The sequence below is a fragment of the Sanguibacter sp. 25GB23B1 genome (assembly GCF_040012415.1).
In the GTDB taxonomy this organism is placed as follows: domain Bacteria; phylum Actinomycetota; class Actinomycetes; order Actinomycetales; family Cellulomonadaceae; genus Sanguibacter.
Window position 1 is genome coordinate 60,177 of record NZ_JBDYKL010000014.1, and the last position, 26,265, is coordinate 86,441.

The 26,265-nt window shown below is 72.0% G+C and carries 22 protein-coding genes; 8 read left to right on the plus strand and 14 right to left on the minus strand.

The features are described from left to right. Positions 1-5 precede the first annotated feature (5 nt). From kdpC to kdpA, 3 genes are read right to left on the minus strand one after another with little or no spacing between them, the layout of a single operon-like run. On the minus strand, positions 6-701 hold the full coding sequence (kdpC, locus tag ABKW26_RS09905; protein ID WP_348593201.1) for a potassium-transporting ATPase subunit KdpC: 696 nt from the start codon (positions 699-701) through the stop codon (positions 6-8). A 1-nt stretch (position 702) separates the two neighbouring features. Beyond that, a complete protein-coding gene (gene kdpB / locus ABKW26_RS09910; RefSeq protein ID WP_348593202.1) occupies positions 703-2,823 on the minus strand; it encodes a potassium-transporting ATPase subunit KdpB in 2,121 nt (706 codons plus the stop codon). After that, positions 2,820-4,484 (minus strand): potassium-transporting ATPase subunit KdpA, encoded by a 1,665-nt coding sequence (gene kdpA / locus ABKW26_RS09915; protein WP_348593204.1) that lies wholly within the window; start codon positions 4,482-4,484, stop codon positions 2,820-2,822. Before kdpA ends, kdpB begins: the two co-directional genes overlap by 4 nt. Before the next feature lie 377 nt (positions 4,485-4,861). Between kdpA and ABKW26_RS09920 the strand changes: the two genes are divergently transcribed. The 5 genes from ABKW26_RS09920 to ABKW26_RS09940 are packed head-to-tail and all read left to right on the plus strand — an operon-like array spanning position 4,862 to position 12,561. Continuing rightward, a complete protein-coding gene (locus tag ABKW26_RS09920) occupies positions 4,862-6,187 on the plus strand; it encodes an SWIM zinc finger family protein (RefSeq protein WP_348593206.1) in 1,326 nt (441 codons plus the stop codon). Then, the gene (locus ABKW26_RS09925; RefSeq protein WP_348593208.1) at positions 6,184-7,884 is read left to right on the plus strand and encodes a DUF5691 domain-containing protein; all 1,701 of its coding nucleotides are present in this window, start codon (positions 6,184-6,186) and stop codon (positions 7,882-7,884) included. The genes ABKW26_RS09920 and ABKW26_RS09925 overlap by 4 nt, the downstream gene beginning before the upstream one ends. After that, entirely contained in the window at positions 7,881-8,978 is a 1,098-nt protein-coding gene (locus ABKW26_RS09930) for an AAA family ATPase (RefSeq protein WP_348593210.1), read from the plus strand. Before ABKW26_RS09925 ends, ABKW26_RS09930 begins: the two co-directional genes overlap by 4 nt. Beyond that, positions 8,975-11,377 carry a DUF5682 family protein gene (locus tag ABKW26_RS09935; protein WP_348593212.1) on the plus strand — a complete coding sequence of 801 codons (2,403 nt, stop codon included), beginning with the start codon at positions 8,975-8,977 and terminating at the stop codon, positions 11,375-11,377. Before ABKW26_RS09930 ends, ABKW26_RS09935 begins: the two co-directional genes overlap by 4 nt. Beyond that, positions 11,374-12,561: a VWA domain-containing protein gene (locus ABKW26_RS09940; RefSeq protein WP_348593214.1), complete on the plus strand. Its 1,188-nt coding sequence runs from the start codon at positions 11,374-11,376 to the stop codon at positions 12,559-12,561. Before ABKW26_RS09935 ends, ABKW26_RS09940 begins: the two co-directional genes overlap by 4 nt. Positions 12,562-12,593: 32 nt before the next feature. Here the strand turns inward: ABKW26_RS09940 and ABKW26_RS09945 are convergent, their stop codons facing one another. The 11 genes from ABKW26_RS09945 to ABKW26_RS09995 form a co-directional block, all read right to left on the minus strand. Next, positions 12,594-13,370, minus strand: coding sequence for an SDR family NAD(P)-dependent oxidoreductase (locus ABKW26_RS09945; protein ID WP_348593216.1), 777 nt, complete (start codon positions 13,368-13,370; stop codon positions 12,594-12,596). Continuing rightward, on the minus strand, positions 13,367-14,419 hold the full coding sequence (locus ABKW26_RS09950) for an NAD(P)-dependent oxidoreductase (RefSeq protein ID WP_348593218.1): 1,053 nt from the start codon (positions 14,417-14,419) through the stop codon (positions 13,367-13,369). The genes ABKW26_RS09945 and ABKW26_RS09950 overlap by 4 nt, the downstream gene beginning before the upstream one ends. Positions 14,420-14,421: 2 nt before the next feature. After that, positions 14,422-15,177 (minus strand): SDR family oxidoreductase, encoded by a 756-nt coding sequence (locus ABKW26_RS09955; RefSeq protein WP_348593220.1) that lies wholly within the window; start codon positions 15,175-15,177, stop codon positions 14,422-14,424. Further along, positions 15,174-16,208 (minus strand): alcohol dehydrogenase catalytic domain-containing protein, encoded by a 1,035-nt coding sequence (locus ABKW26_RS09960; RefSeq protein WP_348593222.1) that lies wholly within the window; start codon positions 16,206-16,208, stop codon positions 15,174-15,176. Before ABKW26_RS09960 ends, ABKW26_RS09955 begins: the two co-directional genes overlap by 4 nt. A 1-nt stretch (position 16,209) precedes the next feature. After that, a complete protein-coding gene (locus ABKW26_RS09965) occupies positions 16,210-17,223 on the minus strand; it encodes a C-terminal binding protein (RefSeq protein WP_348593224.1) in 1,014 nt (337 codons plus the stop codon). A gap of 44 nt (positions 17,224-17,267) precedes the next feature. Next, positions 17,268-18,059 (minus strand): SDR family oxidoreductase, encoded by a 792-nt coding sequence (locus ABKW26_RS09970; protein ID WP_348593226.1) that lies wholly within the window; start codon positions 18,057-18,059, stop codon positions 17,268-17,270. A gap of 44 nt (positions 18,060-18,103) precedes the next feature. Further along, complete coding sequence (locus ABKW26_RS09975) at positions 18,104-18,934, minus strand: IclR family transcriptional regulator (RefSeq protein WP_348593228.1); 831 nt, start codon at positions 18,932-18,934, stop codon at positions 18,104-18,106. A 33-nt stretch (positions 18,935-18,967) separates the two neighbouring features. Then, entirely contained in the window at positions 18,968-19,807 is an 840-nt protein-coding gene (kduI, locus tag ABKW26_RS09980) for a 5-dehydro-4-deoxy-D-glucuronate isomerase (RefSeq protein WP_348593229.1), read from the minus strand. Between the two features lie 89 nt (positions 19,808-19,896). Continuing rightward, positions 19,897-21,207, minus strand: coding sequence for a TRAP transporter large permease (locus ABKW26_RS09985; protein ID WP_348593231.1), 1,311 nt, complete (start codon positions 21,205-21,207; stop codon positions 19,897-19,899). A gap of 15 nt (positions 21,208-21,222) precedes the next feature. Further along, entirely contained in the window at positions 21,223-21,726 is a 504-nt protein-coding gene (locus ABKW26_RS09990) for a TRAP transporter small permease (RefSeq protein WP_348593232.1), read from the minus strand. A gap of 29 nt (positions 21,727-21,755) precedes the next feature. Then, entirely contained in the window at positions 21,756-22,772 is a 1,017-nt protein-coding gene (locus ABKW26_RS09995) for a TRAP transporter substrate-binding protein (RefSeq protein WP_348593234.1), read from the minus strand. A 255-nt stretch (positions 22,773-23,027) separates the two neighbouring features. Between ABKW26_RS09995 and ABKW26_RS10000 the strand changes: the two genes are divergently transcribed. The 3 genes from ABKW26_RS10000 to nhaA are packed head-to-tail and all read left to right on the plus strand — an operon-like array spanning position 23,028 to position 26,256. Beyond that, positions 23,028-24,035 (plus strand): DUF4862 family protein, encoded by a 1,008-nt coding sequence (locus ABKW26_RS10000; protein WP_348593236.1) that lies wholly within the window; start codon positions 23,028-23,030, stop codon positions 24,033-24,035. After that, on the plus strand, positions 24,032-25,015 hold the full coding sequence (locus tag ABKW26_RS10005) for an NAD(P)-dependent oxidoreductase (protein ID WP_348593238.1): 984 nt from the start codon (positions 24,032-24,034) through the stop codon (positions 25,013-25,015). The genes ABKW26_RS10000 and ABKW26_RS10005 overlap by 4 nt, the downstream gene beginning before the upstream one ends. Continuing rightward, a complete protein-coding gene (nhaA, locus tag ABKW26_RS10010) occupies positions 25,015-26,256 on the plus strand; it encodes a Na+/H+ antiporter NhaA (RefSeq protein WP_348593239.1) in 1,242 nt (413 codons plus the stop codon). Before ABKW26_RS10005 ends, nhaA begins: the two co-directional genes overlap by 1 nt. The last annotated feature ends 9 nt before the right edge of the window (positions 26,257-26,265 follow it).

Genomic DNA, 26,265 nt, shown 5'->3' on the forward strand with positions numbered 1-26,265 from the left:
CGTGTTCATGAGGACATCATGCCCAGTGCGAGGTTGAGCTCGAGCACGTTGACGCGCGGCTCACCGAGGACGCCCAGGTCACGGCCGTCCGTGTGCTCCTCGACGAGGGCCGTGACGTCGTCCTCCGAGAGGCCGCGTGCCTCGGCGACGCGGGCGGTCTGGAGGGCGGCGTTCTCGGGCGAGATGTGGGGGTCGAGCCCGGAGGCCGAGGCGGTGAGGGCGTCGGGCGGGACGGCACCCGGGTCGGTGCCCTCGGTGCTCGCGGCCGTGTCTCGTCGCTCCTCGATGGTCACGACGAGGTCCGGGGACGTGGGCCCGAGGTTGGAGCCGCCCGAGGCCAGGGTGTCGTATCCGTCGCCCGCGGCCGAGGGGCGCGGGTGGAACCACTCGTCGCCGTCGAAGCCTTGCGCGACGAGGGCCGAGCCGACGACCGGGCTCTCGCCATCCGCCGACGCGTCACGCGACGTGACGTGCGTGCCGTCGGCGCGCAGCAGGGAGCCGTTCGCCTGCCAGGGGAAGGCCGCCTGCCCGATGCCGAGGACGACGAGCGGGTAGGCCACGCCGAGAAGGAGCGACAGGACGACCAGGACCCGGAGGCCGGCCAGGGTCTGGCGGACCAGCGAGACGCCGGTACGACGCAGGCCCGCGGGATGAGCAGCGCCGGAGGCGCGAGGAGTGGTGGTGGGCGGGTGGAGGGTCATGTCAGCCGATCCCGGGGAGGAGTGAGGTGAGGAGGTCGATGAGCTTGATGCCGACGAAGGGGGCCACGAGACCGCCGACGCCGTAGACGAGGAGGTTGTGGCGCAGCATCGTGGCCGCGGGCGCGGGCCGGTAGGCGACCCCGCGCAGCGCGAGCGGGATGAGCACGAGGATGATGAGCGCGTTGAAGATCACGGCCGAGAGGATCGCGGACTGCGGGCTCGCGAGCCCCATGACGTTGAGGACCCCGAGCTGGGGGAAGACCCCCATGAACATCGCCGGGAGGATCGCGAAGTACTTCGCGACGTCGTTCGCGATGGAGAAGGTCGTCAGGGCACCGCGCGTGATGAGGAGCTGCTTGCCGATCCGCACGATCTCGATGAGCTTCGTCGGGTCCGAGTCGAGGTCGACCATGTTGCCGGCCTCCTTGGCCGCGGACGTGCCCGAGCTCATCGCGACGCCGACGTCCGCCTGCGCGAGCGCCGGGGCGTCGTTGGTGCCGTCCCCGGCCATCGCGACGAGCCGTCCGCCCTCCTGCTCCGTGCGGATGTAGGCGAGCTTGTCCTCGGGCGTGGCCTCGGCGAGGACCTCGTCGACGCCCGCCTCGTTCGCGATCGCGTGCGCGGTGATCGCGTTGTCCCCTGTGACCATGACGGTGCGGATGCCCATGGCGCGCAGCTCGTCGAAGCGATCGCGCAACCCCTCCTTGACGACGTCCTTGAGGTGGACCACACCGAGGACGCGGGCAGCGTCGCCGCCGGACCGCTCAGCCACGACGAGCGGCGTCCCGCCGCTCGAGCTCACCGTGTCGACGAGGTCCTGCACCCCGTCCTGGACAGTCCCGCCCGTCGACTGCACCCACGACCGGACCGCCGACGCGGCGCCCTTGCGGATGCTGCGACCGTCCTCGAGGTCGATCCCGCTCATCCGGGTCGACGCGCTGAACGCGACGAGGCGCGCGCCCGGCAGGTCGCCCGCCGCAGCCCCGTCCGCTGGCACAGCGCTGTCCGCAGGCGCAGCGCCGTCCACGAGGGTGACGATGCTGCGCCCCTCCGGGGTCTCGTCCGCGAGCGAGGCGAGGCGGGCCGCACGGGCGAGCTCGTCGGTCGTGGCCCCCGGTGCGGCGAGCAGCTCGGTGGCCTGCCGGTTGCCGTAGGTGATGGTGCCGGTCTTGTCGAGCAGGAGCACGTCGACGTCACCGGCCGCCTCGACGGCCTTGCCGGACATCGCGAGCACGTTGCGCTGGACGAGCCGGTCCATCCCGGCGATGCCGATGGCGGACAGGAGCGCACCGATCGTCGTCGGCACGAGGCACACGAGCAGCGCGGTGAGGACGAGGACGGACTGGCGTGCACCGGAGTACACGGCGAACGGCTGCAGGGTGACGACGGCCAGGAGGAAGACGGCCGTGAGCGAGGTGAGGAGGATGCTCAGCGCCACCTCGTTCGGTGTGCGCTGCCGCTCGGAGCCCTCGACGAGGGCGATCATGCGGTCCACGAACGTCGACCCGGCGGGTGCCGTGATCCGCACGACGACGGAGTCCGAGAGGACGGTCGTGCCACCGGTGACGGCCGAGCGGTCGCCGCCCGACTCCCGGATGACCGGGGCCGACTCGCCGGTGATCGCCGACTCGTCGATGGACGCGGCGCCCTCGATGACGTCGCCGTCCCCGGGGATCGTCTCGCCGGCGCGCACCTCGACCACGTCGCCGACCTGGAGGCTCGAGGACGGGACCTCGACGGGGGTTCCCGCGTCGAGCCGTCGCGCCGTCGTCTGCGTCTGCGTGGCACGCAGGCTCGACGCCTGGGCCCGGCCGCGGCTCTCGGCGACCGACTCGGCGAGCGTCGCGAAGAGGAGGGTGGCCCAGAGCCACGCGACGATCGCGACGGCGAAGACCGAGGGATCGAGCACGGCGAGGACGGTGGAGACGACCGCACCGACCTCGACGACGAGCATGACGGGCGAGCGGAGCATCTGCCGCGGGTCGAGCTTGCGGAACGCGCCGGGCAGGGCGGCGCGCACCGTCGGCCAGCTGAGGGCGCTGCTCCTCCGGGGTGCGGCGGCGGCCTCGGTGGTTGGGGTGCGGGGTGGTGCGTCGGGGTGCTGCAGCGTCTGTGCGCTCATGACAGGGACTCCACGATCGGGCCGAGGGAGAGGACGGGGACGAAGGTCAGGCCGACCACGACGACGGCGACGCTCGCGAGCAGCCCGACGAAGAGCGGACGGTGCGTCGGGAGCGTGCCGGCGGACGTCGGAGAAGACGTCTGGCTCGCGAGCCGCCCGGCGAGCGCCAGGACGAGGACGATGGGCACGAAGCGGCCGACGAGCATCGCGATGCCGAGGAGGGTGTTGTAGAACGGCGTCGAGACGGTCAGCCCCGCGAAGGCCGACCCGTTGTTGTTGCTCGCCGACGTCACCGCGTAGAGGACCTCGGAGAGCCCGTGCGGACCGAGTTCCTGGATCCCTGCCTGACCGGCGGGGACCGAGACGGCGACCGCCGTGCCGACGAGGACGAGCAGCGGCATCGTGAGGATGTACACCGCGACGAGGGTGATCTCGTGCTGGCCGATCTTCTTGCCGAGGTACTCGGGGGTGCGCCCGACCATGAGGCCGGCGACGAAGACGGCGAGGATCGCGACCATGAGCATGCCGTAGAGGCCGCTGCCGACGCCGCCGGGCGCGATCTCGCCGAGGAGCATGTTGACCATCGCGACGCCCCCGCCCGGTGCGGTGAGGGAGTCGTGCATCGCGTTGACGGCGCCCGTCGAGGTGCCGGTGGTCGCGGCGGCGAACAGCGCTGACCCGGCCGTCCCGAAGCGGACCTCCTTGCCCTCGAGAGCGCCGCCGGCGGCCTGCGCCGCGGCGCCCGGACCGGACATCTCCGCCCAGGTGAGGAGCGCGAGGCTCGCGACCCACAGCGTCGCCATGACGGCGAGGACGGCCCAGCCCTGGCGCCGGTCGCCGACCATGATCCCGAAGGTGCGCGGGAGGGCGGAGGGGATGAGCAGGATGAGGAAGATCTCGAGAAGGTTGCTCACCGGCGTCGGGTTCTCGAAGGGGTGCGCCGAGTTGGCGTTGAAGAACCCGCCACCGTTGGTGCCGAGCTCCTTGATCGCCTCCTGGGAGGCCACCGGCCCACCGAGCAGGTGCTGGGAGCCGCCCGAGAGGGTCTGCACCGCAGAGGGTCCGTCGAAGTTCTGGATGACACCTGTGGCGATGAGCACCACCGCGGCGACGAGCGACAGGGGTAGGAGGACGCGCACGCACGTGCGCGTGAGGTCGGACCAGAAGTTGCCGATGCGCGCGTCCGTGCCGGAGCGCTGGAGACCGCGCACGAGGGCGATCGCCACCGAGATGCCGACCGCGGCCGACACGAAGTTCTGCACGGCGAGGCCGACCATCTGGAACACGTGACCCGCAGCCGCCTCGCCGGAGTACCACTGCCAGTTCGTGTTCGTCACGAAGGAGACCGCGGTGTTCCAGGCGCCGGCGGGGTCGAACGCCGCCACGCCGAGGTTCGCCGGCAGCAGGTGCTGGAGCCGGCCCTGGACGTAGAGCACGAGGATCGAGGCCAGCGAGAAGCCGAGGAGCGAGAAGAGGTAGGAGGTCCACCGCTGCTCCGCGTCGGCGTCCACGCGGGCGAGCCGGTACCCGGCCCGCTCCACCCGCAGGTGCCGCGGGGAGGTGTACACGGCCGCGAGGTACGCCCCGAGCGGACGGTGGACCGCGGCGAGCGCCGCGAGCAGGAGCACGATCTGGCCGATCGCCGCCCAGGTGGAGCTCATCGGTCGGCACCCCGTCCCGGTTCGGAGCGGGCGGCGAGCCTGGCCCCCGCGGCGAGCGCGGCGAAGAACGCCAGCGTGAAGAGGATGAAGGCTGTGTCAGCCATGGTCGTGAGGCCCTCGGACGTCGGTCGGTCGGCATGCCCGACACGGGTCGGTGCAGGCCAGGCCGGCGCACGTGAACCGTGCGCACCTCCGGTCTACGCCCGCCCGGGGCTGGTCGAGGCCGGCTCTGACGCATCTTTGACGCTCGTGGCGGGGCTCTTGACACGACTCTGACGGCGGCCCCGCCGACGGACGGGACGTGCCGGCCGGTTCATCGTCCGCGACCTGCACCGACACCCCTGCGGATGTCAGACGCCCGGTGCTAGCGTGTCGCCGTGCCGACCCCCTGGAGCCCTGAGCAGGTGCTTGCCGTCGCCCCCGACGCGGCCTCTGTCGCGGCCGGACGCAAGCTGTCCGGTCCCGCGTCGTGGTCGGGTACCGGCGCGAGCGCGACACCGCACGTGCTCTGGGGGCTGTGCGCGGGCTCGGGGAAGAACCCGTACCAGACGGTGGTCGACCTCGCGGCGCCCGCGTACAAGTGCTCGTGCCCGAGCCGGAAGTTCCCCTGCAAGCACGCTCTCGGGCTGCTCCTGCTGTGGTCGGGCGGCGGCGTGCCCGAGCAGGACGCACCGAGCGACTTCGCCGCGGACTGGCTGGCGGCGCGAGAGAAGCGCGCGGCCCGGCCCGCGACCGAGGAGTCCGGCGGTGCCCCGGCGGACCCGGCAGCCGCTGCACGACGCGCAGCGCAGCGAGCCGACCATGTCGCCGGCGGCGTCGCCGAGCTCGACCTGTGGCTGCGGGACCTCGCGCGGACAGGGCTCGCAGGTGCCGACCGTGCCGGCTACTCCCTCACCGAGCCCGTCGCCGCACGGCTCGTCGATGCTCAGGCACCAGGGCTGGCGAGCGCCGTCCGGCAGCTCTCCACCGTGGCGGCATCCGGGGACGGGTGGCCAGGACGCCTGCTCGAGGAGCTCGCCCTCCTGCGCCTTCTCGTCGCGGCCCACGGTCGCGTCGACGCGCTGCCGACCGACCTCGTGACCACGGTGCGGACCCGGGTGGGCTACCCCGTCCGCACGGACGACGTCCTCGCCGTCCCGCCGGTCCGCGACCGCTGGGACGTGCTCTCGCTGCACGACGCCACCGAGGGCCGGCTCACCGTGCGCCGCGTCCACCTCCGAGGCGTGGCGAGCCGACGCAGCGTGCTCGTGCTGTCGTTCGCCGCGGGCCAGCAGGCGCTCGACGCGTCTCTCGTGCCGGGGACGAGCATCGACGCCGACATCCATCTCTACCCGGGTGCCGTCACGCTGCGCGGCATCGTCGGGACGCGCCACGGGGAGCCTGCGCCCCTCGGCGGTGCCCCGGGCGAGAACCTCGCCGACGTCGTCGTCCGGTGGTCCGCAGCCGTCGCCGCCGACCCCTGGACGACCGAGATCCCCGTGGTGCTCGACGACGTGACGGTCCTGCCCTCCGCCGACGGGACGACCACGGGGTGGGCGGTCGTCGACCCCACCGGGAGCACCCTGCCGCTCTGTGAGCACGACTCGCTCTGGGTGCTGCTCGCCGTCGCGGGCGGGCACCCCCTCACCGTCGTCGGCGACCTGCAGCACGACGTCCTGCGCGCACGGTCCGTGCGCACCCCAGAAGGGCTGGTGTCGCTGTGACCACAGACGCGACCGCCGACCTGACCACGGACCAGCACCCGTGGGACGCCCTCGTCTCCGCGGCTCTGCTCGGCGCGGCACGCCGCCCCGTGGACCCGTCCACCCTTCCCGGCGCGGTCGGGGAGGTCGGTGCCCGGCTTCCCGAGACGGACCCGGCCGCCCGGCTGCTCGACGCGGCAGCCCTCCTCACCGTGGCCCGCCGCGCCGGCCTCAGGCCCGAGACCCGGGCCGTGCCGGCCGGCACCGCGCCTCTCGACGGCACAGCCCGTGACCGCGCGGCCCTCGACCGTGCCCCCCTCGAGACAGCGCCGCTCGTCTCCCGCGCAGCGGCGGCGCGCCTCGACGGCCTCCTCTCGGGCGCCCGGGACGATGCCGACGCACTCCTCGACCAGTGGCTGGACGCCGCGGGCCGTCGAGGCCTGCGGGTCCCACCCGACCGCCTCCCGGCGCTGCTCGACTGGGCCGCGCGACGCACCCACCGGACCGCCGTCCTCCCGGTGCTCGGCGAGCGAGGACGCTGGCTCGCAGCGCACCGCGACCGGTGGGCACGGACGCTCGACCGCGCCGACGCGGCTGCGCCGACGCAGACGGCGTCGCCGGAGACCTCGTCCGTGGACAGCTCGTCCGTGGACACCACCTGGACCCACGGCACCCCTCTCGAGCGGCAGCGCTGGTTCGGCGCGCTGCGGCGGGCCGACGCGGCCGCGGCGCGCGCTGCCCTCCTCGCCCTCGACTGGAACCGCCAGGACGGGGACAGCCGGCTCGCGTTCGTCGAGGCCCTCGCCAGGGGGCTCGATCTCCCGGACGAGGAGGTTCTCGACCGCGCGCTCGCCGACCGGCGCAAGGACGTGCGGGCGGTCGCAACCCACCTGCTCGCGCGGGTGCCGGGCGGCCGGTTCCAGGTGCAGGCGGCGGCTCGGGCACTGGCCTGCGTCCGGGTGGAGCACCCGCCACGTCCGAGCCTCATGGCACGACGACCCGGTCCACGCATCGTCGTGACCCTCCCGGACGCGGGCGACACCACCCCGTGGCCGGCCGGCATGCTCGAGACGCCGCGGGGCACGGGCGACCGCGCCTGGCTGCTCCGGCACCTCGTCGAGACCACACCTCTGCACCTCTGGACCCAGTCCACCGGCCTCTCCCCCGAGGCGCTCCTCGCCCTCCCCGTCGCCGACGACCTCGCCGACGTGCTGCACCTCGGGTGGGCCAGGGCAGCCGTCCGAGAGTCCGACCCGACCTGGGCGCGGCTGCTCGCGCCGTCGACCACCGGTGGGCTCTCCGTCGACCTCCTCCGGCTGCTGCCCCCGGCCGAGCGCGTAGGCCTCGTGGTCACGACGCTCGCGTCGGACACCGCCGAGCGCCTGGGCGACCAGCCGGCCGACCCAGCCGCCGCGCTGGCGGCCGCAGGCAGACGGCACGCAGTCGTCGGCTCCGCGCTGGCGTCGGTGGCCGGCCCGTGGCCCGCACCGGTCGTCGACGCCGTCCTGCGATGGCTCACGGGGAGCCCCTCTCCCGCGCACGAGCACTCAGCAGTCGCGCGCCAGGCGTCGAGGGACCTGCCCACCGACACCGGCACCGAGTCGCGGCTCCGTGCCGCCGCCGGCGGTCTCCCCCCGGACGACCCCCGGCGCCGCACGATCCTCACGCTCGCCGACACCCTCCTGTACCGCCGCCAGATGATCGAGGAGCTCCAGTGACCATCACCCCCGCCGTGCCTCTGCTGCGCCCGCACGCCGAGCAGGCGTTCGCCGACGAGCTCGGTGCGCTCGCCGCCCTGGACGACCGCCCCCGCCCACCGGCGTGGTCCATGTCGCCCTGGGCGGTCGTCACGTACCTCCTGGGCGGCGTCCTGCCGGACGGGACGGTCATCACCCCGAAGTACGTCGGCCCGCGCCGGCTCATGGAGGTGGCCGTCGCGACGCTCGCGACCGACCGCGCCCTGCTCCTGCTCGGTGTCCCCGGCACCGCGAAGACGTGGGTGAGCGAGCACCTCGCCGCCGCCGTGTGCGGGGAGTCGACGCTGCTCGTCCAGGGGACCTCCGGGACCTCCGAGGAAGCCATCCGCTACGGGTGGAACTACGCCCGGCTGCTGGCGGAGGGCCCCACCCCCGCGGCCCTCGTGGCCTCCCCCGTGCTCACCGCGATGCGGGACGCGAAGATCGCCCGCGTGGAGGAGCTCACGCGCATCCCGTCCGACGTCCAGGACGCCCTCATCACCATCCTGTCGGAGAAGTCCCTACCGGTCCCCGAGCTCGGCACCGAGGTCCAGGCCGCGAAGGGCTTCAACGTCATCGCGACCGCCAACGACCGTGACCGGGGCGTCAACGAGCTGTCCTCGGCGCTCCGACGACGGTTCAACACCGTCGTGCTGCCGTTGCCGGCCACCGAGCAGGAAGAGGTCGACATCGTCACCCGGCGCGTCGAGCAGCTCGGCAGCGCGCTCGAGCTTCCCGAGGTCCCGGCAGCGGCAGAGGAGATCCGTCGCGTCGTGACCGTGTTCCGTGAGCTGCGGTCCGGCCGCACCCTCGACGGACGGACGAGCCTCAAGAGTCCCTCCGGCACGCTCTCGACCGCAGAAGCCATCTCCGTGGTGACCAACGGTCTCGCCCTCGCAGCGCACTTCGGCGACGGCGTGCTCCGCGCGGGAGACATCGCCGCCGGGATCATCGGCTCCGTCATCAAGGACCCGGTCGCGGACAAGGCCGTCTGGTTCGAGTACCTCGAGGCCGTCGTCCGCGAGCGCGACGGCTGGAACGACTTCTACGGGGCGTGCCGCGAGGTCAGCGGATGACCGAGGTGCTCGCTGCACCCGGTCCGCACGGCTCGTCCGCTGCGCCGGAGGCGTCGGCGCCCCCGCCGGTGCCGGCGGTGCCGCAGGTCGAGGTCATGGGCGTGCGCCACCACGGGCCGGGCTCGGCGCGCGCGGTCCTCGCGGCGCTCGACCGGCTCCGCCCGGACGTGGTGCTCGTGGAGGGGCCGTCGGACGCCGACCCGCTCGCCGCCCTCGGCGACCACCTGGGGCTGGTCCCGCCGGTGGCGCTGCTCGCCTACGAGACCGATGCTCCGGCGTCCGCGGCGTTCTGGCCCTTCGCCGTGTTCTCCCCCGAGTGGCAGGCGCTGCGCTGGGCGGCCGACAACGGCGTGCCGGTGCGGTTCTGCGACCTGCCCACGACGGCGGTCCTCGGCGAGCGGGAGCTCGACGGCCCCGGACCGGCGGAGCCGCCCGCAGCGGTCGACGCCCCATCTCCCACGGTCGGCCCCGAGGACGACCCCGAGGAGGAGGACGCCGGCGTCCCCGACGACTCGGCCGTCGACCTGCGTCGTGACCCGGTCGCGGCGCTGGCCGCCGCCGCCGGGTACACGGACCCCGAGCGGTGGTGGGAGGACGTCGTGGAGTCGCGACGCGACACACCCACGCCGTTCCCCGTCCTCACCGAGGCGATGGCGGAGCTGCGGGCTGCCGCGGCCCCGCTCCCCGAGGTCGAGCAGCTGCGGGAGGACCGCCGCGAGGCGCACATGCGCCAGACCCTGCGGGCGACGCTCAAGAGCGGCGCGCAGCGCGTCGCTGTCGTCTGCGGCGCGTGGCACGCCCCGGCGCTCGACGGTCGGCTCCCACCGGCCGCGGGGGACATCCGCACGCTGCGTGGTCTGCCCCGCCGGAGCACCTCGGTCACGTGGGTCCCGTGGACGTCCTCCCGGCTCGCTCGCACGTCGGGCTACGGCGCGGGGATCACCTCGCCGGGCTGGTACCACCACCTGTTCGTCAGCGAGGACGACGTCGTCGCGCGATGGCTCGTCAAGGTCGCACGCGTCCTGCGGGAGAAGGACCTCCCGGTGTCCTCCGCCCACGTCATCGAGGCGGTGCGCCTCGCGGATGCGCTCGCGTCGATGCGCGGCCGGCCCGTCGCGGGCCTGGAGGAGGTGACGGAGGCGACGCGGGCGGTGCTCTGCGACGGTGACGACACCCTGCTGGGGCTGGTGACCGGTCGGCTCGTCGTCGGGGAGGCGCTCGGCGCCGTCCCGGACAGCGTCCCGACCGTGCCCCTCGCCGCCGATCTGCGCGCCGTGTCCCGCCGCCTGCGCCTCCCTCAGGAGGCGCTCGAGCGGACGCTCGAGCTCGACCTGCGCAAGCCCACCGACCTCGGACGGTCCCGCCTCCTGCACCGGCTCACGCTCCTCGGCGTCAGGTGGGGGGTGCCGACCGCGTCACGCACCCGGAGCACGGGTACCTTCCGCGAGACGTGGTCCGTGCTGTGGCGCCCGGAGCTCTCCGTCGCCGTGGTCGAGGCGTCCCTGTGGGGCACGACGGTGGCCGGTGCCGCGACCGCGCGAGCAGTCGACACCGCGACCCACGGGACGTTGCCGCAGATCACCGCCCTCGTGGAGCAGTGCCTGCTCGCGGACCTGCCCGACGCGCTGGGGCCGCTGCTCGCGCAGCTGGACGTGCGCGCCGCGCACGACGAGGACATCACCCACCTGGCGGGCGCGCTGCCGCCGCTCGTCCGCGCCGAGCGGTACACGGACGTGCGGGGCACGGACACCGCGGGGCTGTCCCGGGTCGCGGACGCGCTCCTCGTCCGCCTGTGCGCCATGCTCCCCGCCGCCGCGACGAACCTCGACGACGACGCCGCCCGCGCCCTGCGCACGTCCCTCGACGCGGTCCACGAGGCGGTCCTCCTGCGGGACGCCGACGGTCCGGGCCGCGACCTGTGGCTGGGCAGCCTGCTCGTCGTCGCGGACCGCGCGGAGGGGACGCACCCGGTCTCGGGGATCCTGTCCGGGCGAGCGGCACGGCTCCTGCGAGACGTCGGCTCCATCTCCCCCGCGGACGCGTCCGTGCGCCTCGGACGGGTGCTCTCCGTGGGGACGCCCACCCCGACGAAGGCCGCCTGGGTCGAGGGCTTCCTCGACGGCGGCGGGCTGCTCCTCGTCAACGACCCCGAGCTGCTGGGGCTCCTCGACGGGTGGGTCACGGGCCTGGCCGAGGACGCGTTCATCGACGTCCTGCCCCTGCTCCGGCGGACCTTCGGGACCTTCGTGGCTCCGGAGCGGCGCGCCGTCGGCGACGCCGTCCGCCGGCGACCGGGCGCCGCCTCCTCCACCCCGACGACGTTCCGTGACCTCGACCTCGACGACGAGCAGGTGCTGCCTGCCCTCGCGACGGTCGCCCTCATCCTGGGAGCGACATGACTGCCCACGACGCACCTCTCGACGAGGCCGGCCGGCTGCGACGGTGGCGGCTGCTGCTCGGCCAGGCGGGCGACCCCGGCTGCACGCTCACCGGCGCGGACGCCAGCATGGACGGCGCGCTCGCCGCACTCTACGACGACGACACGGCAGGTCGCCGGGCCGGCAGCGGACCGCGCTCTGCCGGTCTCGGCGGGTCGGCCCCGCGCGTCGCGCGCTGGCTGGGCGACATCCGCACCTACTTCCCGAGCACGGTCGTCCAGGTCATGCAGCGCGACGCCGTCGACCGGCTCAACCTCACGCACCTCCTGCTGGAACCGGAGCTCCTCGGTGCCGTCGAGCCGGACGTCCACCTCGTGGGGACGCTCCTCTCCCTCAACCGGGTCATGCCCGAGACCACTCGCGCCACGGCCCGGCAGGTCGTCGCGACCGTGGTCCGGCAGGTCGAGGAGCGCGTCGCCGCCGCGACGAGGTCCGCGGTGACCGGGGCGCTCGACCGGTCGACGCGCACCCACCGGCCCCGTCCGGCGGACATCGACTGGGGTGCGACGATCCTCGCGAACCTCAAGCACTACCTCCCCGAGCACCGCACCGTCGTCCCTGAGCGGCTCGTCGGCTACTCACGTCGGCAGAACGTCGTCGCCCGCGACGTCGTCCTCGCGATCGACCAGTCGGGCTCGATGGCGGAGTCCGTCGTCTACGCCTCGGTCTTCGGGTCGGTGCTCGCCTCGATGCGGTCGCTGCGGACGTCCGTCGTCGTGTTCGACACGGAGGTCGTCGACCTCACCGAGCAGCTCTCCGACCCGGTCGACGTCCTCTTCGGGACACAGCTGGGCGGCGGCACCGACATCAACCGGGCCATCGCGTACAGCCAGAGCCTCATCACCCGGCCCGCCGACAGCCTCTTCGTGCTCATCAGCGACCTCTACGAGGGCGGCGTCCGCGACGAGATGCTCCGCCGGGTGGCAGCGATGACCGCTGCCGGGGTGCAGGTCGTCGTCCTGCTCGCCCTGTCCGACAGCGGTGCGCCCTCCTTCGACCGTGAGAACGCCGCCGCCCTCGCAGCGCTCGGTGTCCCGGCGTTCGCCTGCACCCCGGACGCCTTCCCGGACCTGCTCGCCGTGGCGCTCGCCAAGGGCGACGTCGGCGCGTGGGCGCAGACCGCGGCGGACGTCCGGCCCGCCTGACCCAGCGGCCCCTCGCGTCGGCGAGCGACGTGTCAGCTGAACCAGCTGCCACCGTTGACGTCCATGAGCGTGCCCGTCTGGAAGGAGGCCTGCTCGGAGACGAGGAAGAGCGTGGCGACGGCGACGTCGCTCGGGTACCCGGCGCGACCGACCGGCGTGCCGGCGACTGCCGCCCTCTGTCCGGCCTCCGGCGTGAAGGTCGCGTGGAACGGGGTGTCCGCGATGAAGCCCGGGGCGATCGCGTTGACGGTGATGCCACGCGAACCGAGCTCCTTGGCCAGACCGCGGGTGAAGCCCTCGACGGCGGACTTCGACGCCGCGTACGCGACCGCTCCTGCGCCGCCGCCGTTCTGACCTGCCTGCGAGCCGATCGTCACGATGCGACCGCCGTCGGGCATGACGCGCAGGGCAGCGCGGGTGACGTAGAAGGCCGAGGTGAGGTTGACGTCGATGACGGAGCGCCAGTGCTCGTCCGTCATCTCTGCGAGCGGGACGCGCCCGACGAGTCCTCCCGCGTTGTTGACGACGATGTCGATGCCGCCACCGAGCGCCTCGGCGGCCTGTGCCACGACCTCGTCCACGGCCGCGCTGTCGGTCGCGTCGAGGGCGAACGCCGCACCGCGGCGGCCGAGACCGGTGATCTCGGCGGCGACCTCCGCACCGTCGTGGCTGCGGTAGGTGACGACGACGTCGGCGCCTGCACGCGCGAGCTGCAGCGCGATCTCCTTGCCGATGCCCGTGCCACCGCCGGTGACGAGGGCGCGGCGTCCGGTGAGGTCTGTCATGAGGTCTGTCATGAGGTCTGTCATGCGGGGTCTCCTGGTGTGCGAGGCGGGACGTGTGCGGTGGGCCTGCGGGCCACCGGCTGATTGAGGGCGTGCTGGGGATGCCGTCCGCGAGCGACGTCGACGAGCGACTCCATGACGCTCGTCGAGACGTCGCGGACGAACTCCGCGGTCCAGCACAGCGAGTGCGGGGTGACGATGACGTTGTCCATGTGGAGGAGCGGCTCGTCCGACGCGGGCGGCTCGACGTCGAGGACGTCGAGGCCGGCGCCGGCGATCCGCCCCTCCTGCAGCGCGAGGGTGAGCGCCGCCTGGTCGACGAGCGGTCCGCGCGCGACGTTGATGATGTAGGACTCCGGTCGCATGAGTGCGAGGAACGCGGCGTCGACCGTGTGTCGTGACGACGGGGTGAGCGACGCCGTGACGACCACGTAGTCGGACCGGGCTGCGAGCTCCTCGAGGGAGACGAGCTCCACGCCGAGCTCGGCTGCCCGTTGCCGCGCAGAGGGGCGGTCGAGAGCGATGAGCGTGACACCCAGCGGTGCGACGAGGCACGCGAGGTCGGCTCCTACCTGGCCGAGGCCGATGATCCCGATGGTCCGGCCCGTCACTCCCAGACCGCGCTCCTCGCCGCGCGCGTCCCAGCGACCGTCGGTGGCGAGGCGCTGGTTCTGGACGAGCTTGTGGCTGAGCGCGAGCAGGAGCGTGAGGGCCGCGAGCGCGAGGGGCCGGCGGACGCCGTCGGGCGCGTTGGTGACGGTGACGCCCTCCGCGGCGAGTCCGTCGAGGTCGATCCCGTCGTGGCCGGCGCCGTGCCGGGCCACGTGCTTGAGCCGGGGCGAGGCCGCGACGAGCTCACGGGAGAAGGACCAGTGCCCGAAGGACAGGATCGCGTCGTACGGGGCGATCTCCTCGGGCGTCGGGGAGTCGCCCGCGAGGGGCGGCATGACCTCCCACCGGAGCCCGGCAGCGGTGAGCCGCTCGAGTCCCACGTCCCCGAAGATCGTCGAGCCGTCGGGAGCGGCGATGTCGCTCGAGAGCCCGACGACGTAGTCCTGAGGTGCGTCGTGCACGGTCAACGGGCGAGCCAGCCGCCGTCGACCGCCAGGACCTGGCCGTGCACGTAGGCCGCGGCGGGGGAAGCCAGGAAGACGACGACGTTGCCGATGTCCTCCGGTGTGCCCCAACGGCCTGCTGGGATGCGCACGGAGAGCTGCTCGAGGCGCACCGGGTCGGCGAGCAGGGCCGCGTTCATGTCGGTCGCCATGTACCCGGGGGCCACGGCGTTGACGTTGACGCCCTTGCCGGACCATTCGTTGCACAGCGCCTTCGTGAGCTGCGCGACCGCGCCCTTGCTCGCCGCGTACGCGGGGACGGTCAGTCCGCCCTGGAAGCTGAGGAGCGACGCGAGGTTGATGACCTTGCCCTCGCCGCGCTCGAGCATCGGCCGGCCGAAGAGCTGGCAGAGCTGGAAGACGGCGCGGAGGTTGACGTTGATGACCTCGTCCCAGGCGTCGAGCGGGAAGTCGACGGCTGGGTGGCGGTCCTGCGTACCGGCGTTGTTCACGAGGATGTCGACCTGGTGCTCGGCGAGGACCGCCCGGGCCACGGAGTCGATCTGCGCGGGGCTCGAGAGGTCGAGGGCGTAGAAGTGCACCTGGCGCCCGAGGCTCTCGGCACGGGCCGTGAGCTCGGCGGGGATGCCGCTGCGACCGAAGACGACGACGTCCGCGCCTGCCTCGAGCAGTGCCGTGGTGATTCCCTGTCCGAGTCCGCGACCGCCGCCGGTGACGGCCGCCGTCCGTCCGGTGAGGTCGAATGCGTTGCTCATGCGTCTGCCTGTCCGTCGAGGGGGGTGACGAGGACCTTGAGGCAGTCCTGTCCGGTGGTGGCGGCCGCGAACGCTGCGACGGCGTCGTCGACCATGAAGGCCTTGGTGGGGAACGTGTCCAGGTCGAGAGCACCGGAGGCGATGAGCTCGATGGCCCGCGTGACGTCGGGCGTCGTGTAGACGCGCACGCCCACCATCGACTGCTCCTTGAAGCACACGGCCTGGAGGTCGAGGGGCGTGGGCTGCTTGTAGACGCCGACGATGACGATGCGCCCCAGGACGCGGGTGGCGGCGGTGAGCTCGCCGGCGACCGACGGGTGGGCGGCGGAGTCGAAGGTCGTGTCCGCACCCTCGCCGCCGGTGAGGTCGGCGAGCACGGACGTCATCGTCGAGCCCTCGGGGACCACGGTGAACCCGAGCTCCTCGGCGACGGAGCGGCGCCACGGGCTCGGCTCGGTGATGACCACGGTGCCCGCGCCCTCGTGGCGGGCGACGAGGGCGGTGAGGATCCCGATGGGGCCGGCACCGAAGACGGCGACGGTGTCGCCGGGCTGCATGCCGGACCGTGCGACGGCGTGCACTGCGACGGCGAGCGGCTCGGCGAGCGCGGCCGTGCGGGCGTCGACGCCTGTGGGCACGGCGTGGAGGACCTCGGGGGGCAGCGCGACGTAGGGTGCCATCCCCCCCGGGGTGTCGATGCCGTAGAGGCCGAGCCGGCTGCACACGTGGGCGTTGCCGCTCGTGCAGGACAAGCACGTGCCGCACGAGATGAGCGGCTCGACGACGACGAGGGTACCGACCTCGAGGCCGGTCGCTCCCGGCGTTTCGATCCAGCCGGAGATCTCGTGGCCGGGGATGAGACCGTGCGCGGCCCGTGGGTGCTTGCCGTGGTAGATCGACAGGTCGGTACCGCAGATGCCGTTGTAGGCGACCTTGACGAGCGCCCATCCGTCGGGGACGACCGGGAGCGGTACGTCGTCGATCGAGATGGTGTCCGTCGCGGTCCAGACCGCCGCCTTCATCGTGGTCATCTCATGCTCCTGTGCTGGTGGCGAGGGTGGCGCACGCGCTGTTGCGCCCGGGTGCCCCGAGGACCTCGGGGTTGACGATGTTGCGGGGCGCGCGCCCCGCGCAGACCTCGACGACGTTCTCCACCGTGCGGCGCTTGAGCTCGGTGTAGGACTCCTCGGAGTACCAGGCGAGGTGCGGCGTGAGGACGACGTTGTCGAGGTCGAGGAGGGGGTGGTCGGTCGGGACGGGCTCGGTCTCGTGGACGTCGATGCCCGCGCCTGCGATCGTGCCTGCGCGCAGCGCGTCGACCAGCGCCTCGGTGTCGATGACTCCCCCGCGGCTCGTGTTGACGATGATCGCGTCCGACCGCATTGCTGCGAGCTCTGTGGCGCCGATCATGCCGCGCGTCTCGTCGGTGAGCGGTGTGTGCATGGACACGACCTGGGACCGTTCGAGCAGCTCGACGAGGCTCACCGAGCGCACGCCGTGGAAGGTCTCGGCGCCGGGCTCGGCGCGGACGTCGTACCCGATGACCTCGTAGCCGAGGCCGGCCGCCTTGCGGGCGGTCGCCGTGCCGATGAGCCCGACGCCGATGACACCGAACACCCGCGCCCCGGTCTGGTAGAGCGGGCGCACGACCGCGAGGTCGAAGCTGCCGGCCCGCACGCCACGGTCGAGCCGCGGGATGCCGCGGGCGACCGCGAGGGTCAGACCGAGCGCGTGGTCCGAGACGGCCTCGGTGCCGTAGTCCGGCACGTTGCACACGGCGATGCCGCGGGCTGTGGCCGCCGGGATGTCGACCGAGTCGACGCCGACGCCGTAGCGGCCGACCACCTTGAGGTCGGGCAGCCCGTCCATCACCTCCGCCGTGATGGACGCGTACTGGACGAGGATGCCGTCGGCGCCCGCACAGCTCGCGATGATCTCGGCGGCGCTGCGGGACTGGGCGACGACGAGCTCGGCGCCTGCCGCGTCCGTGACCGCGATCTCGTCGGCGAACGAGTCGTGGTCGCAGTCGGTGATGGTGATGCGCATGGGGAGGACCTCTCGGTGGTCGGCGGTCGTGGGGAGGTCGGTCGTCAGCGCGCGAGCCAGCCGCCGTCGACGGGCAGGATCGCACCGTTGACGTAGTCGGCGGCGGGCGAGGACAGGAAGAGCACCGCACCCGCGATGTCGGACGCCAGGGCCCACCGGCCGGCGGGGATGCGCGCGAGGATCGACTCGCTGCGCTCTGCGTCGCCGCGGATGGCCTCGGTGTTCGCCGTGGCGACATAGCCGGGGGCGACCGCGTTGACGTTGAGCCCTGCTGCGGCCCACTCGTTCGCGAGCGCCTTCGTCAGGCCGGCGACCGCGGACTTCGAGGCGGTGTACCCGGGGACGTTGATGCCACCCTGGAAGGAGAGCATGGAGGCGGTGTTGACGATCTTGCCGTGGCCTCGCTCGATCATCGAGCGGCCGACCTCGCGGGAGAGGACCCACGCGGTGCGCAGGTTGACGTCCATGACGTAGTCGAAGTCCTCGTCGGAGTGCTGGGCGGCCGGGGTGCGCTTGATGGTGCCACCATTGTTGACGAGGATGTCCACCGGGCGGGCGGAGAGGTCCGCGGCGAGCTCGGCGACGGCGGCCCGGTCGGAGAAGTCGGTCTGGATCGCGGTGAAGGTCCGCCCGGCTGCCTCGACGGCGGTGCGCACCTCGCTCTCCCCCTCCGGCATCGCGTAGCTGACGCCGATGATGTCCGCTCCCGCGCTGGCGAGCGTGCCCGCGATCGCGAGGCCGATGCCCTGGTTGGCTCCGGTCACGACGGCGAGGCGCCCTTCCAGGCTGAAGAGGCTCTCTGTGAAGCTGGCGGGGCTGATGACGTTCGTCGACATGGCTGCTTGCTCTTTCCTGTGTGCGCCCGGCGGTGCGCCGGGCGTCAGTGCGGGTTGTACCCCAGTGCTGCGGAGATCGCGTTCGCGGAAGCGATCGCGTCGCCGTGCATGGCTTCGATCTGGTCTTCGGTGTGCTCGAGCGTGATGGTCGAGATGCTCAGGCCGTACCGGACGGTGCCGGTGTGGTCGCTGATCGGTGCGGCGACGCACGCGACCCCGGGGACGTTCTCCTCGCGGTCGCACGCGTAGCCGAGCCTGCGGACGTCGTCGAGCTCGGCGCGCAGCGCCTCGATCGTCGTGATGGTGCGCTCCGTGCGACGCGGCAGACCGGCCCGGGCGACGAACCGCTCGAGCGCGTCGTCCGAGTACGTCGAGAGGATCGCCTTGCCGATGCCCGAGGAGTGCATGGGGATCGAGTGCCCCACCCTCGACGGCATCTGGTAGGGCTTGTCGGAGTCGGTCCGGACGAGGTAGAGGATCTCGTCGCCGTTCGCGATCCCGACGTGGACGGTGCAGTGGACCTTCTCGACGAGCGCGTCCACGAAGGGCTGTGCGATCGCTCGCACGTCGACGCGTTCGAGCGCTCGGCCGGCGAGCGACAGGATCTTGGGACCAGGGAGGTACCCGCCGTCCGCGTCGACCGCGATGAACTGCCGGTCGATGAGCGTCGCGAGGATGCGGTGGGTGGTCGCCTTGGCGAGCCCGGTCGCCTCGACGATGTCGGTGAACCGGGAGTGCGTGAAGGCTGCCTCGAGGACGAGGAGAGTCTTCGCGCTCGCGCCGGCCGCGGCTACGGCGGAGGTCTCCACCGTCGTGCCCCGTCCGCTCGTCGTGGGCGTGCTCGTCGTGCCGCTGCCACTGGTCTGCGTGGTCATCGTCGTGTTCCGTTCCGCGCAGACCGTCAGTGGTCAGCGCATGTCTGCGATGGCGAAGCCATCCATGTCGTCGAAGGACTGATTCTCCCCGGCCATCGCCCACACGAACGAGTAGCTGGCGGATCCGACGCCGGAGTGCACGGACCAGCTCGGCGAGATGATGGCTTCCCGGTTCCCGACGACGAGGTGTCGCGTCTCGGTCGGCTCGCCCAGGATGTGGATGATCCTCGCGTCGGCGGGGAGGTCGAAGTAGAGGTAGGCCTCCATCCGGCGGTCGTGCGTGTGGGCCGGCATCGTGTTCCACATGCTTCCCGGGTGGAGCGTGGTGACACCCATGACGATCTGGCAGCTCTTGACGCCGTTCTCGTGGATGTACTGGTTGAGGGTGCGGCGGTTCGACGTCAGCGCGTCGCCCAGCTCGCGGATGTTCCCCTGGCCGGCCTCGACGAGGGTCGTCGGGTAGGCGGTGTGCGCGGGCGCGGAGACCAGGTAGAACGCTGCGGGCCCTGCGTCGCCGGCCGGGTCGCTCGATGCGAGGACGACGTCCTGCGCACCGCGACCCACGTACAGGCAGGAGCCCGTGGTGAGGGTGTGGACGGTGCCGTCGACGGTCACTGTCCCGGCCCCTCCGACGTTGACGATCCCGGCCTCGCGGTGCTCGAGGAAGAACTCGCTGCGGATCTCGGGGAACGTCGGCAGTGTCAGCGGGCCGGTGACGGGCCTGACGCCGACGAGGACGACGCGGTCGTGGTGCGTGTACACCGCGTTGACCTCGTCGTCGACGAAGAGGTCCTGGACGAGATAGCGCCTGCGGAGCTCCGCAGTGTCCATCCCGGGGACGTGCTCGGGGCTCGTGGCGTACCGCTGTTCCATGAGGGTCCTTTCGTGTGGTTCTGGAGTGCTGATGAGGGGTGTCCGGGCCGGGCGCGTGGTGCAGGCGGCAGGCCCGGGCGAGGGACGGGTCAGGGCTGGTGCAGGTCGAGGACCCCGGGCAGCCACAGCGAGAGCTCTGGCACGAAGAGGACGAAGAGGAACATCACGACGAGCGCGACGAAGAACGGCACCAGCTGCCGGACGACCTCTTCGATGCGCAGCTTCGCGACCTTCGCCCCGACGAACAGGACTGGACCGACGGGAGGGGTGATCGTGCCGATGCAGAGGTTGAAGACCATGACGATCCCGAAGTGGACGGGGTCCACCCCGAAGCTCATGACGATCGGCAGGAAGATCGGCGCGAAGATCAGCACGGCCGGCGTCGGGTCCATGAAGCACCCGACGACGAGCATGACGACCGCGATGAGAAGGAGGACGACCGTCGGGTTGTCGCTGACCGCGAACATCGCGTCGGCGACCATCCCGGGGATCTTCGCGAACGACATGACCCACGACATGATCGACGAGACGCCGATGAGGAACATGACGATCGCCGTGGTGCGGGCCGAGTCGAGGAAGATCGGCTTGAGGTCCCCGATCTTCACGGTGCGGTAGACGAACGACAGCACGAGCGAGTAGACGACCGCGATGCACGACGCTTCGGTCGGCGTGAAGTATCCGAGGAGGATGCCGCCGATGACGATGACGATGAGCGCGAGCGCAGGGAGCGCGTCGAGCAGGATCTTGGCGCGGGCACCCCAGGAGGGCATCTCCGTGATCTTCAGCTCGGGGCGCTTGCGTGCGTAGAGGTAGACGATCACCATGCAGGCGCCGGCCCAGAGGATCCCGGGGATGTACCCGGCGACGAAGAGTGCCGCGATCGAGGTGCTGGACACGAGGGAGTAGACGATCATGAGGTTGCTCGGTGGGATGAGCATGCCGGCCGGTGCGGACGCGATGTTGGTCGCGGCCGCGAAGTTGCGGTCGTAGCCCTCCTTCGCCTGGAGCGGGGCCATGGTCGATCCGACTGCCGCGACGGCGGCGACCGCGGAGCCGCTGACTGCACCGAACAGCGCGTTGGCTGCGACGTTCGTCTGGGCGAGCGAGCCCGGCATCCGCCCGACGAGCACCTTGGCCGCGTTGATGAGCCGTAGTGCTATGCCGCCGTTGTTCATGATCACGCCCGCGAGGACGAAGAACGGGATGGCGAGCAGGGAGAACGAGTTGATGCCTCGGAACATCTGCTGGGCCGAGGTGAGCATCCCGTTCTCGAAACCGAGAGCGGAGACCATGGCGAGGCCGGAGGACAGACCGACCGCCACGCTGATGGGGGCTCCGAGGAGAAGGAGCCCGAAGACTCCGACCACGAGGATGACTGCTGCGAGAGTTGCGACGTCCATGAGTGCGCCCCCTCCTTAAAGGACGTCCGGCTCGGGTTCCTCGACAGCGCTCTCAGCGCCGACGAGGATCGCAACCAGGTGGTAGATGGTGTAGAAGCAGGTGAGCACGCCCGAGATGGGCAGTGCGAGGTAGAGCGGGCCGACGCTCACGGGCAGGCCGGCGAGCGACTGGTCCCACGAGAGCTGGGCGACGCTCCAGCCGCCGTACACGAGGACGAGTGCGGCGAACGCGAGGATCACGAGCTGCATGAGGATCGCGACGACCCACTGCACGCGAGCGGGGAGCTTGTTGACGGCGAAGTCGACGAGGATGTGGCCACGTTCGCCGAACACCAGGGCGGACCCGAAGAGGCCCAGCCAGATGAAGACGTACTTCGCGAGCTCCTCGGACCAACCGCTCGGGCTGTCGAGCACCTGACGGGAGAACACCTGCCATGCGACGACGACGACGAGCACCGCGAACAGCACCACGCAGAACCATGCGAGGGCGCTGTCGAGGACTGACTTGACTGTTTTCATGAGACTGGACCTCTTCGGGTGTCGATCGGTCACTCAGCCGCGGCGCGGACCTTGTCGTAGATGCCCTGGGTGACGTCGTTCGTGAGCTTCTCGTCGACGAGGGGCTCGAGGGCTTCGCGGAACGCGTCGGCATCGACCTCGTTGAACTCGGCGCCGGCGGCCTCGGCCGTCTCCGTGCTCTTGGTGACCTCGGCGGTCCAGAGCTCGGCCTCCTCGTCGATGGCGGCGGTGATCGCCTCGGTGAAGACCGCGCGGTCCTCCTCGGAGAGGTCGGCCATCGTCTCGGGGTTGACGATGAGGTAGTCGGGGAACATGAGGTGGCGCGTGTAGGAGTAGTACTTCGCGATCTCGGCGTGCTTGAGGTTCGCGTAGATGGACTCGTTGTTCTCGGCGCCGTTGAGGACACCGGACTGGATGGCGGTGTAGACCTCGCCCTGGCCCATCGGGGTGCCGGAGCCGCCCATGGCTTCCATCATCGAGAGGTTGGTGTCTGACTCGATGACGCGGATCTTCATGCCCTTGAGGTCCTCGGGCGTGTTGATGGGCTTCTCGGAGTTGTAGACGCTGCGGACGCCGCCGTGGAACCCGGCGAGGACGGAGATGTCCTTGTCCTCGATCGAGGCGAAGAGGTCGCCTGTGATCTCCGGGTCGTTCACCGTGGTGCGCTGGTGCTCCTGGCTGTCGAACGTGTAGGGCAGGTTGAAGACCACGAAGTCGGGGTTGAAGTTCTCGAGGAGCGAGCCGGCGACCATGGAGAAGTCGATCGAGCCGGCCTGGACGAGCTCGATGGTGTCCTTCTGGCTGCCGAGGGTCTCGTTGGGGAAGATCTCGAGGTCGTAGCGGCCGTCCGTCTCCTCGTTGATCCGCTCGGCCATGGCCTCGAGGGCCAGGTACTGGGGGTGGGTCTCGGTCTGGTTGAAGGCGATCTTGAACGTGGTCGTACCTCCGCCGCCCGCGCTGTCGTCCGAGCTGCAAGCAGCGAGGGACATCGCCAGCGTCGAGACGCATCCCACCGCGAGAATCGAAACGGCCTTGTTCCGCTTCATGTGTCACTCCTTCGTTCGGCTCACGCAGGTGAGCTGAGTCGTCGTCTTCGTCGAGCCGACTCCTGGTCACCGAACCTCGTAGTCCGGCGGTACCGACATCTCTGTCGGTTGAAAAATATGGAACTGTGTTCCGTTGTGTGGAACTGAGTTAACGTTATCCCGTGCTCCGGGTCAACCCTGCAGCACGGAGAACACCCGATCGACGCTGATCCGTGACACTCGGAGCAGCGGGCCCAACAGAGCACCGGAGGAACCATGACGACGACGTCGACCGCCGCAACGCCACGCGCCACGCTCGGCGCCTACGCGCTCAGCCCCTCGCCCGACGAGGACGCCGGGCGAGCAGAGGCGGCGTTCTACGAGGGCCTCGCCGAGCTGACGACAGCCGGGGGCCACCGCATCGACGCCCTCGAGCTCCCCCTGCTCCCGACCGGCTCACCGCGCATCGAGCTCCCCTGGATCACCCGCCACGTCCAGCCTCGCTGGGACCTGGTGGTCACCTGCATCCCGCGCGTCATGACGCACCTGGCCACGCTGCCTGCCTACGGGCTCGCGTCCACCGACGACGACGCACGTCGCAGGGCCGTCGCCGACGTCGCTGCGGTCCGCGACCTCGCCCACTCCCTCGCGGACGCCTCCGGGCGTCCGCGCATCACCGCGATCGAGGTGCACACTGCGCCCGGCCCGGACCTCGGCTCGCTCGACGCCCTCGCCCGGTCCTTCGAGGAGATCCTCGCGTGGGACCTCGCCGGCGCACAGGTGCTCGTCGAGCACTGCGACGCTGCCGTCCCCGGCCAGGCCGCGGCAAAGGGCTTCTTCACCCTCGACGACGAGCTCGCCATCGTCCGGGACCTGCCCCGGTCCGTCGGCATCGGCATCAACTGGGGTCGCTCGGCGATCGAGGGACGCTCGGCCACGACCCCGGTCGAGCACACCCGGGCCGCCGCCGACGCAGGCCGCCTGCGCGCCGTGATCTTCTCCGGAGCGTCCGACGTCGAGACCCCGTGGGGCGCCCCCTGGCGAGACGCGCACATCCCCGCCCACTCACCGGACCCGGCGCTCGCGGCCTCGTCCGGCTCCCTGCTCACTCAGGCCACGACGAGCGCGACGCTCGCCGCAGCCGGCGAGCACCCGCACCAGGACCAGCCCCTGTACGTCGGCGCGAAGGTCTCGGCGCCGCGCTCCGGCGCGGACGTCCGGACGCGGCTCGCCATCGCACGCGCGAGCCTCGGCCTCGCGCTCGACGCACCCGCCGTCCGATGAACGCCGACGGCACCCCCGGCTGCAGCCCGGACGTCAGGCCGGCAGAGCCGGCCGACCGGGCTCACTGCGCCCCGCTCCAGCGTGGCTTCATCGGTCTGGGCGTCATGGGTGCCCCCATGGCGGGTCACCTGCTCGAAGCACTCCCGGCCGGCGCCCGGCTGCACGTCACGGCACGCCGGCCCGGGTCCGCGCAGCCGCTCGTCGCGCGCGGCGCCGTGTGGCACGAGAGCGCGCGCTCGGTCGCCGAGGCCAGCGACGTGATCGTGCTCATGCTCCCCGACCTGCCTGACGTGCGGGCACTGCTCGACGGTCCGCAGGGGCTGCTCGCGGGCGTCCGGTCCCCCACCCTCGTCGTCATCTGCTCCACCGTCTCGCCCGAGGGCGTCCGCACCCTCGACGCAGAGGTCCGCGAGCGCACCGGTGGTCTCGCGCGCCTCGTCGACGCTCCGGTGAGCGGCGGGGAGGAGGGTGCCCGCGAGGGCAGGCTCTCCGTGATGGTCGGCGGGGAGAGCGCCGACGCGGCGATCGCGTGCGACGTCCTCGCACCGACCGGGGTGAGCGTCCATCTCGGACCCCTGGGAGCCGGGCAGATCGCCAAGGCCTGCAACCAGATGATCGTGGCCGCGACCGTCGTGGCGCTCGGCGAGGCGAGCGTCCTCGCCGAGCGCGCGGGGCTCGACGTGGCTGCGCTCCTCGACCTGCTGGGGCTAGGCTTCGCCGGCAGCCGGATACTCGACGTGAAGAAGAAGCGCTTCGCCGAGCACGACCACAGCCCGTCGGGCGCCGCCCGCTTCATGGTCAAGGACCTGACGTTCGCGACCGACGAGGCGGAGCGCACCGGCACCGCCACACCCCAGCTCGACACGTTGCGCACGATCTTCACCGACCTCACCGCAGCCGGCCTCGGCGACCAGGACACGGCCGTCGTCCAGGCGTTCATCGAGAACCAGACCCGGCACGAGACACCTGAAGGACCCTGATGAGCACCTCCTCCAAGAACATCCTCGGCGGACTGACGCCCGGTGGGCTGCGGAACTTCACGGACAACCTCAGGGCCGAGAACACGGGGGCGGTCCTGCTGCTCGTGGGGGCGGTGGTGGCGCTCGTCTGGGCGAACTCGCCCTTCAGCGAGTCGTACCGTGAGCTGAGCGCCCTGACCTTCGGGCCCGCGGCACTGCACCTCGACCTGACGGTCGCGCAGTGGGCGACGGACGGTCTGCTGGCGATCTTCTTCTTCGTCGTCGGCCTCGAGCTCAAGCGGGAGATGGTCGACGGCGAGCTCCGTCGGCCGGCGACCGCGATCGTCCCGATCCTCGCCGCGGTCGGCGGCATGGCCGTCCCGGCGGTCCTCTACACCGTCATCAACACGCTCAGCACCCAGGGCGACACGAACGGCTGGGCGGTGCCGGTCGCCACCGACATCGCGTTCGCGGTCGCGGTCCTCACCGTGTTCGGCAAGGGCCTGCCGACGGCACTGCGCGCGTTCCTCCTCACTCTCGCGGTCGTCGACGACCTCCTGGGCATCGTCGTCATCGCGATCTTCTACACGGCGGGCACGAGCCTCCTCTGGCTGGGCGCGGCCCTCGCCACGATCGTCGTGTTCGGCGTCGTCGCCCGCCGTCACGGCGGCGGCTCGCCGTGGCTGCTCGTCCCGCTCGCCGTCGTCGCCTGGGGTCTCATGCACGCGTCGGGCATCCACGCGACGATCGCCGGCGTGCTCCTCGGCTTCGCCGTCCCCGCCCTGGCGCGGTCCGGAGAGGAGCAGAGCATCGCCGAGCGCTACGAGCACATCTGGCGCCCCGTGTCCGCGGGTTTCGCCGTCCCGGTGTTCGCTCTCTTCGCCGCGGGCGTCGTCATGAGCCCGTCCGCCCTCGCGGACGCGGCGAGCAACCCGACCGCGCAGGGCGTGTTCCTCGGGCTCGTCGTCGGCAAGCCCGCGGGCATCCTTCTCGCGACGTGGTTGCTCGTGTCGTTCACGAAGGCGTCTCTCGACGCGTCGCTGCGCTGGCTCGACCTGCTCGCCGTCGCGTGCGTGGGCGGTGTCGGCTTCACCGTGTCCCTCCTCATCGGAGAGCTGTCGTTCGAGGCCGGGACGGTGAACGGGGAGGCGGTCAAGGCGGCCGTGCTCGTCGGTTCCGTCGCTGCGGCAGCGGTCGGTGCGACGCTCCTGACGTGGCGGAGCCGGGTCCACCGCGCGACGACGGCGGACGTCGCGGCGTAGCCGCGGGGG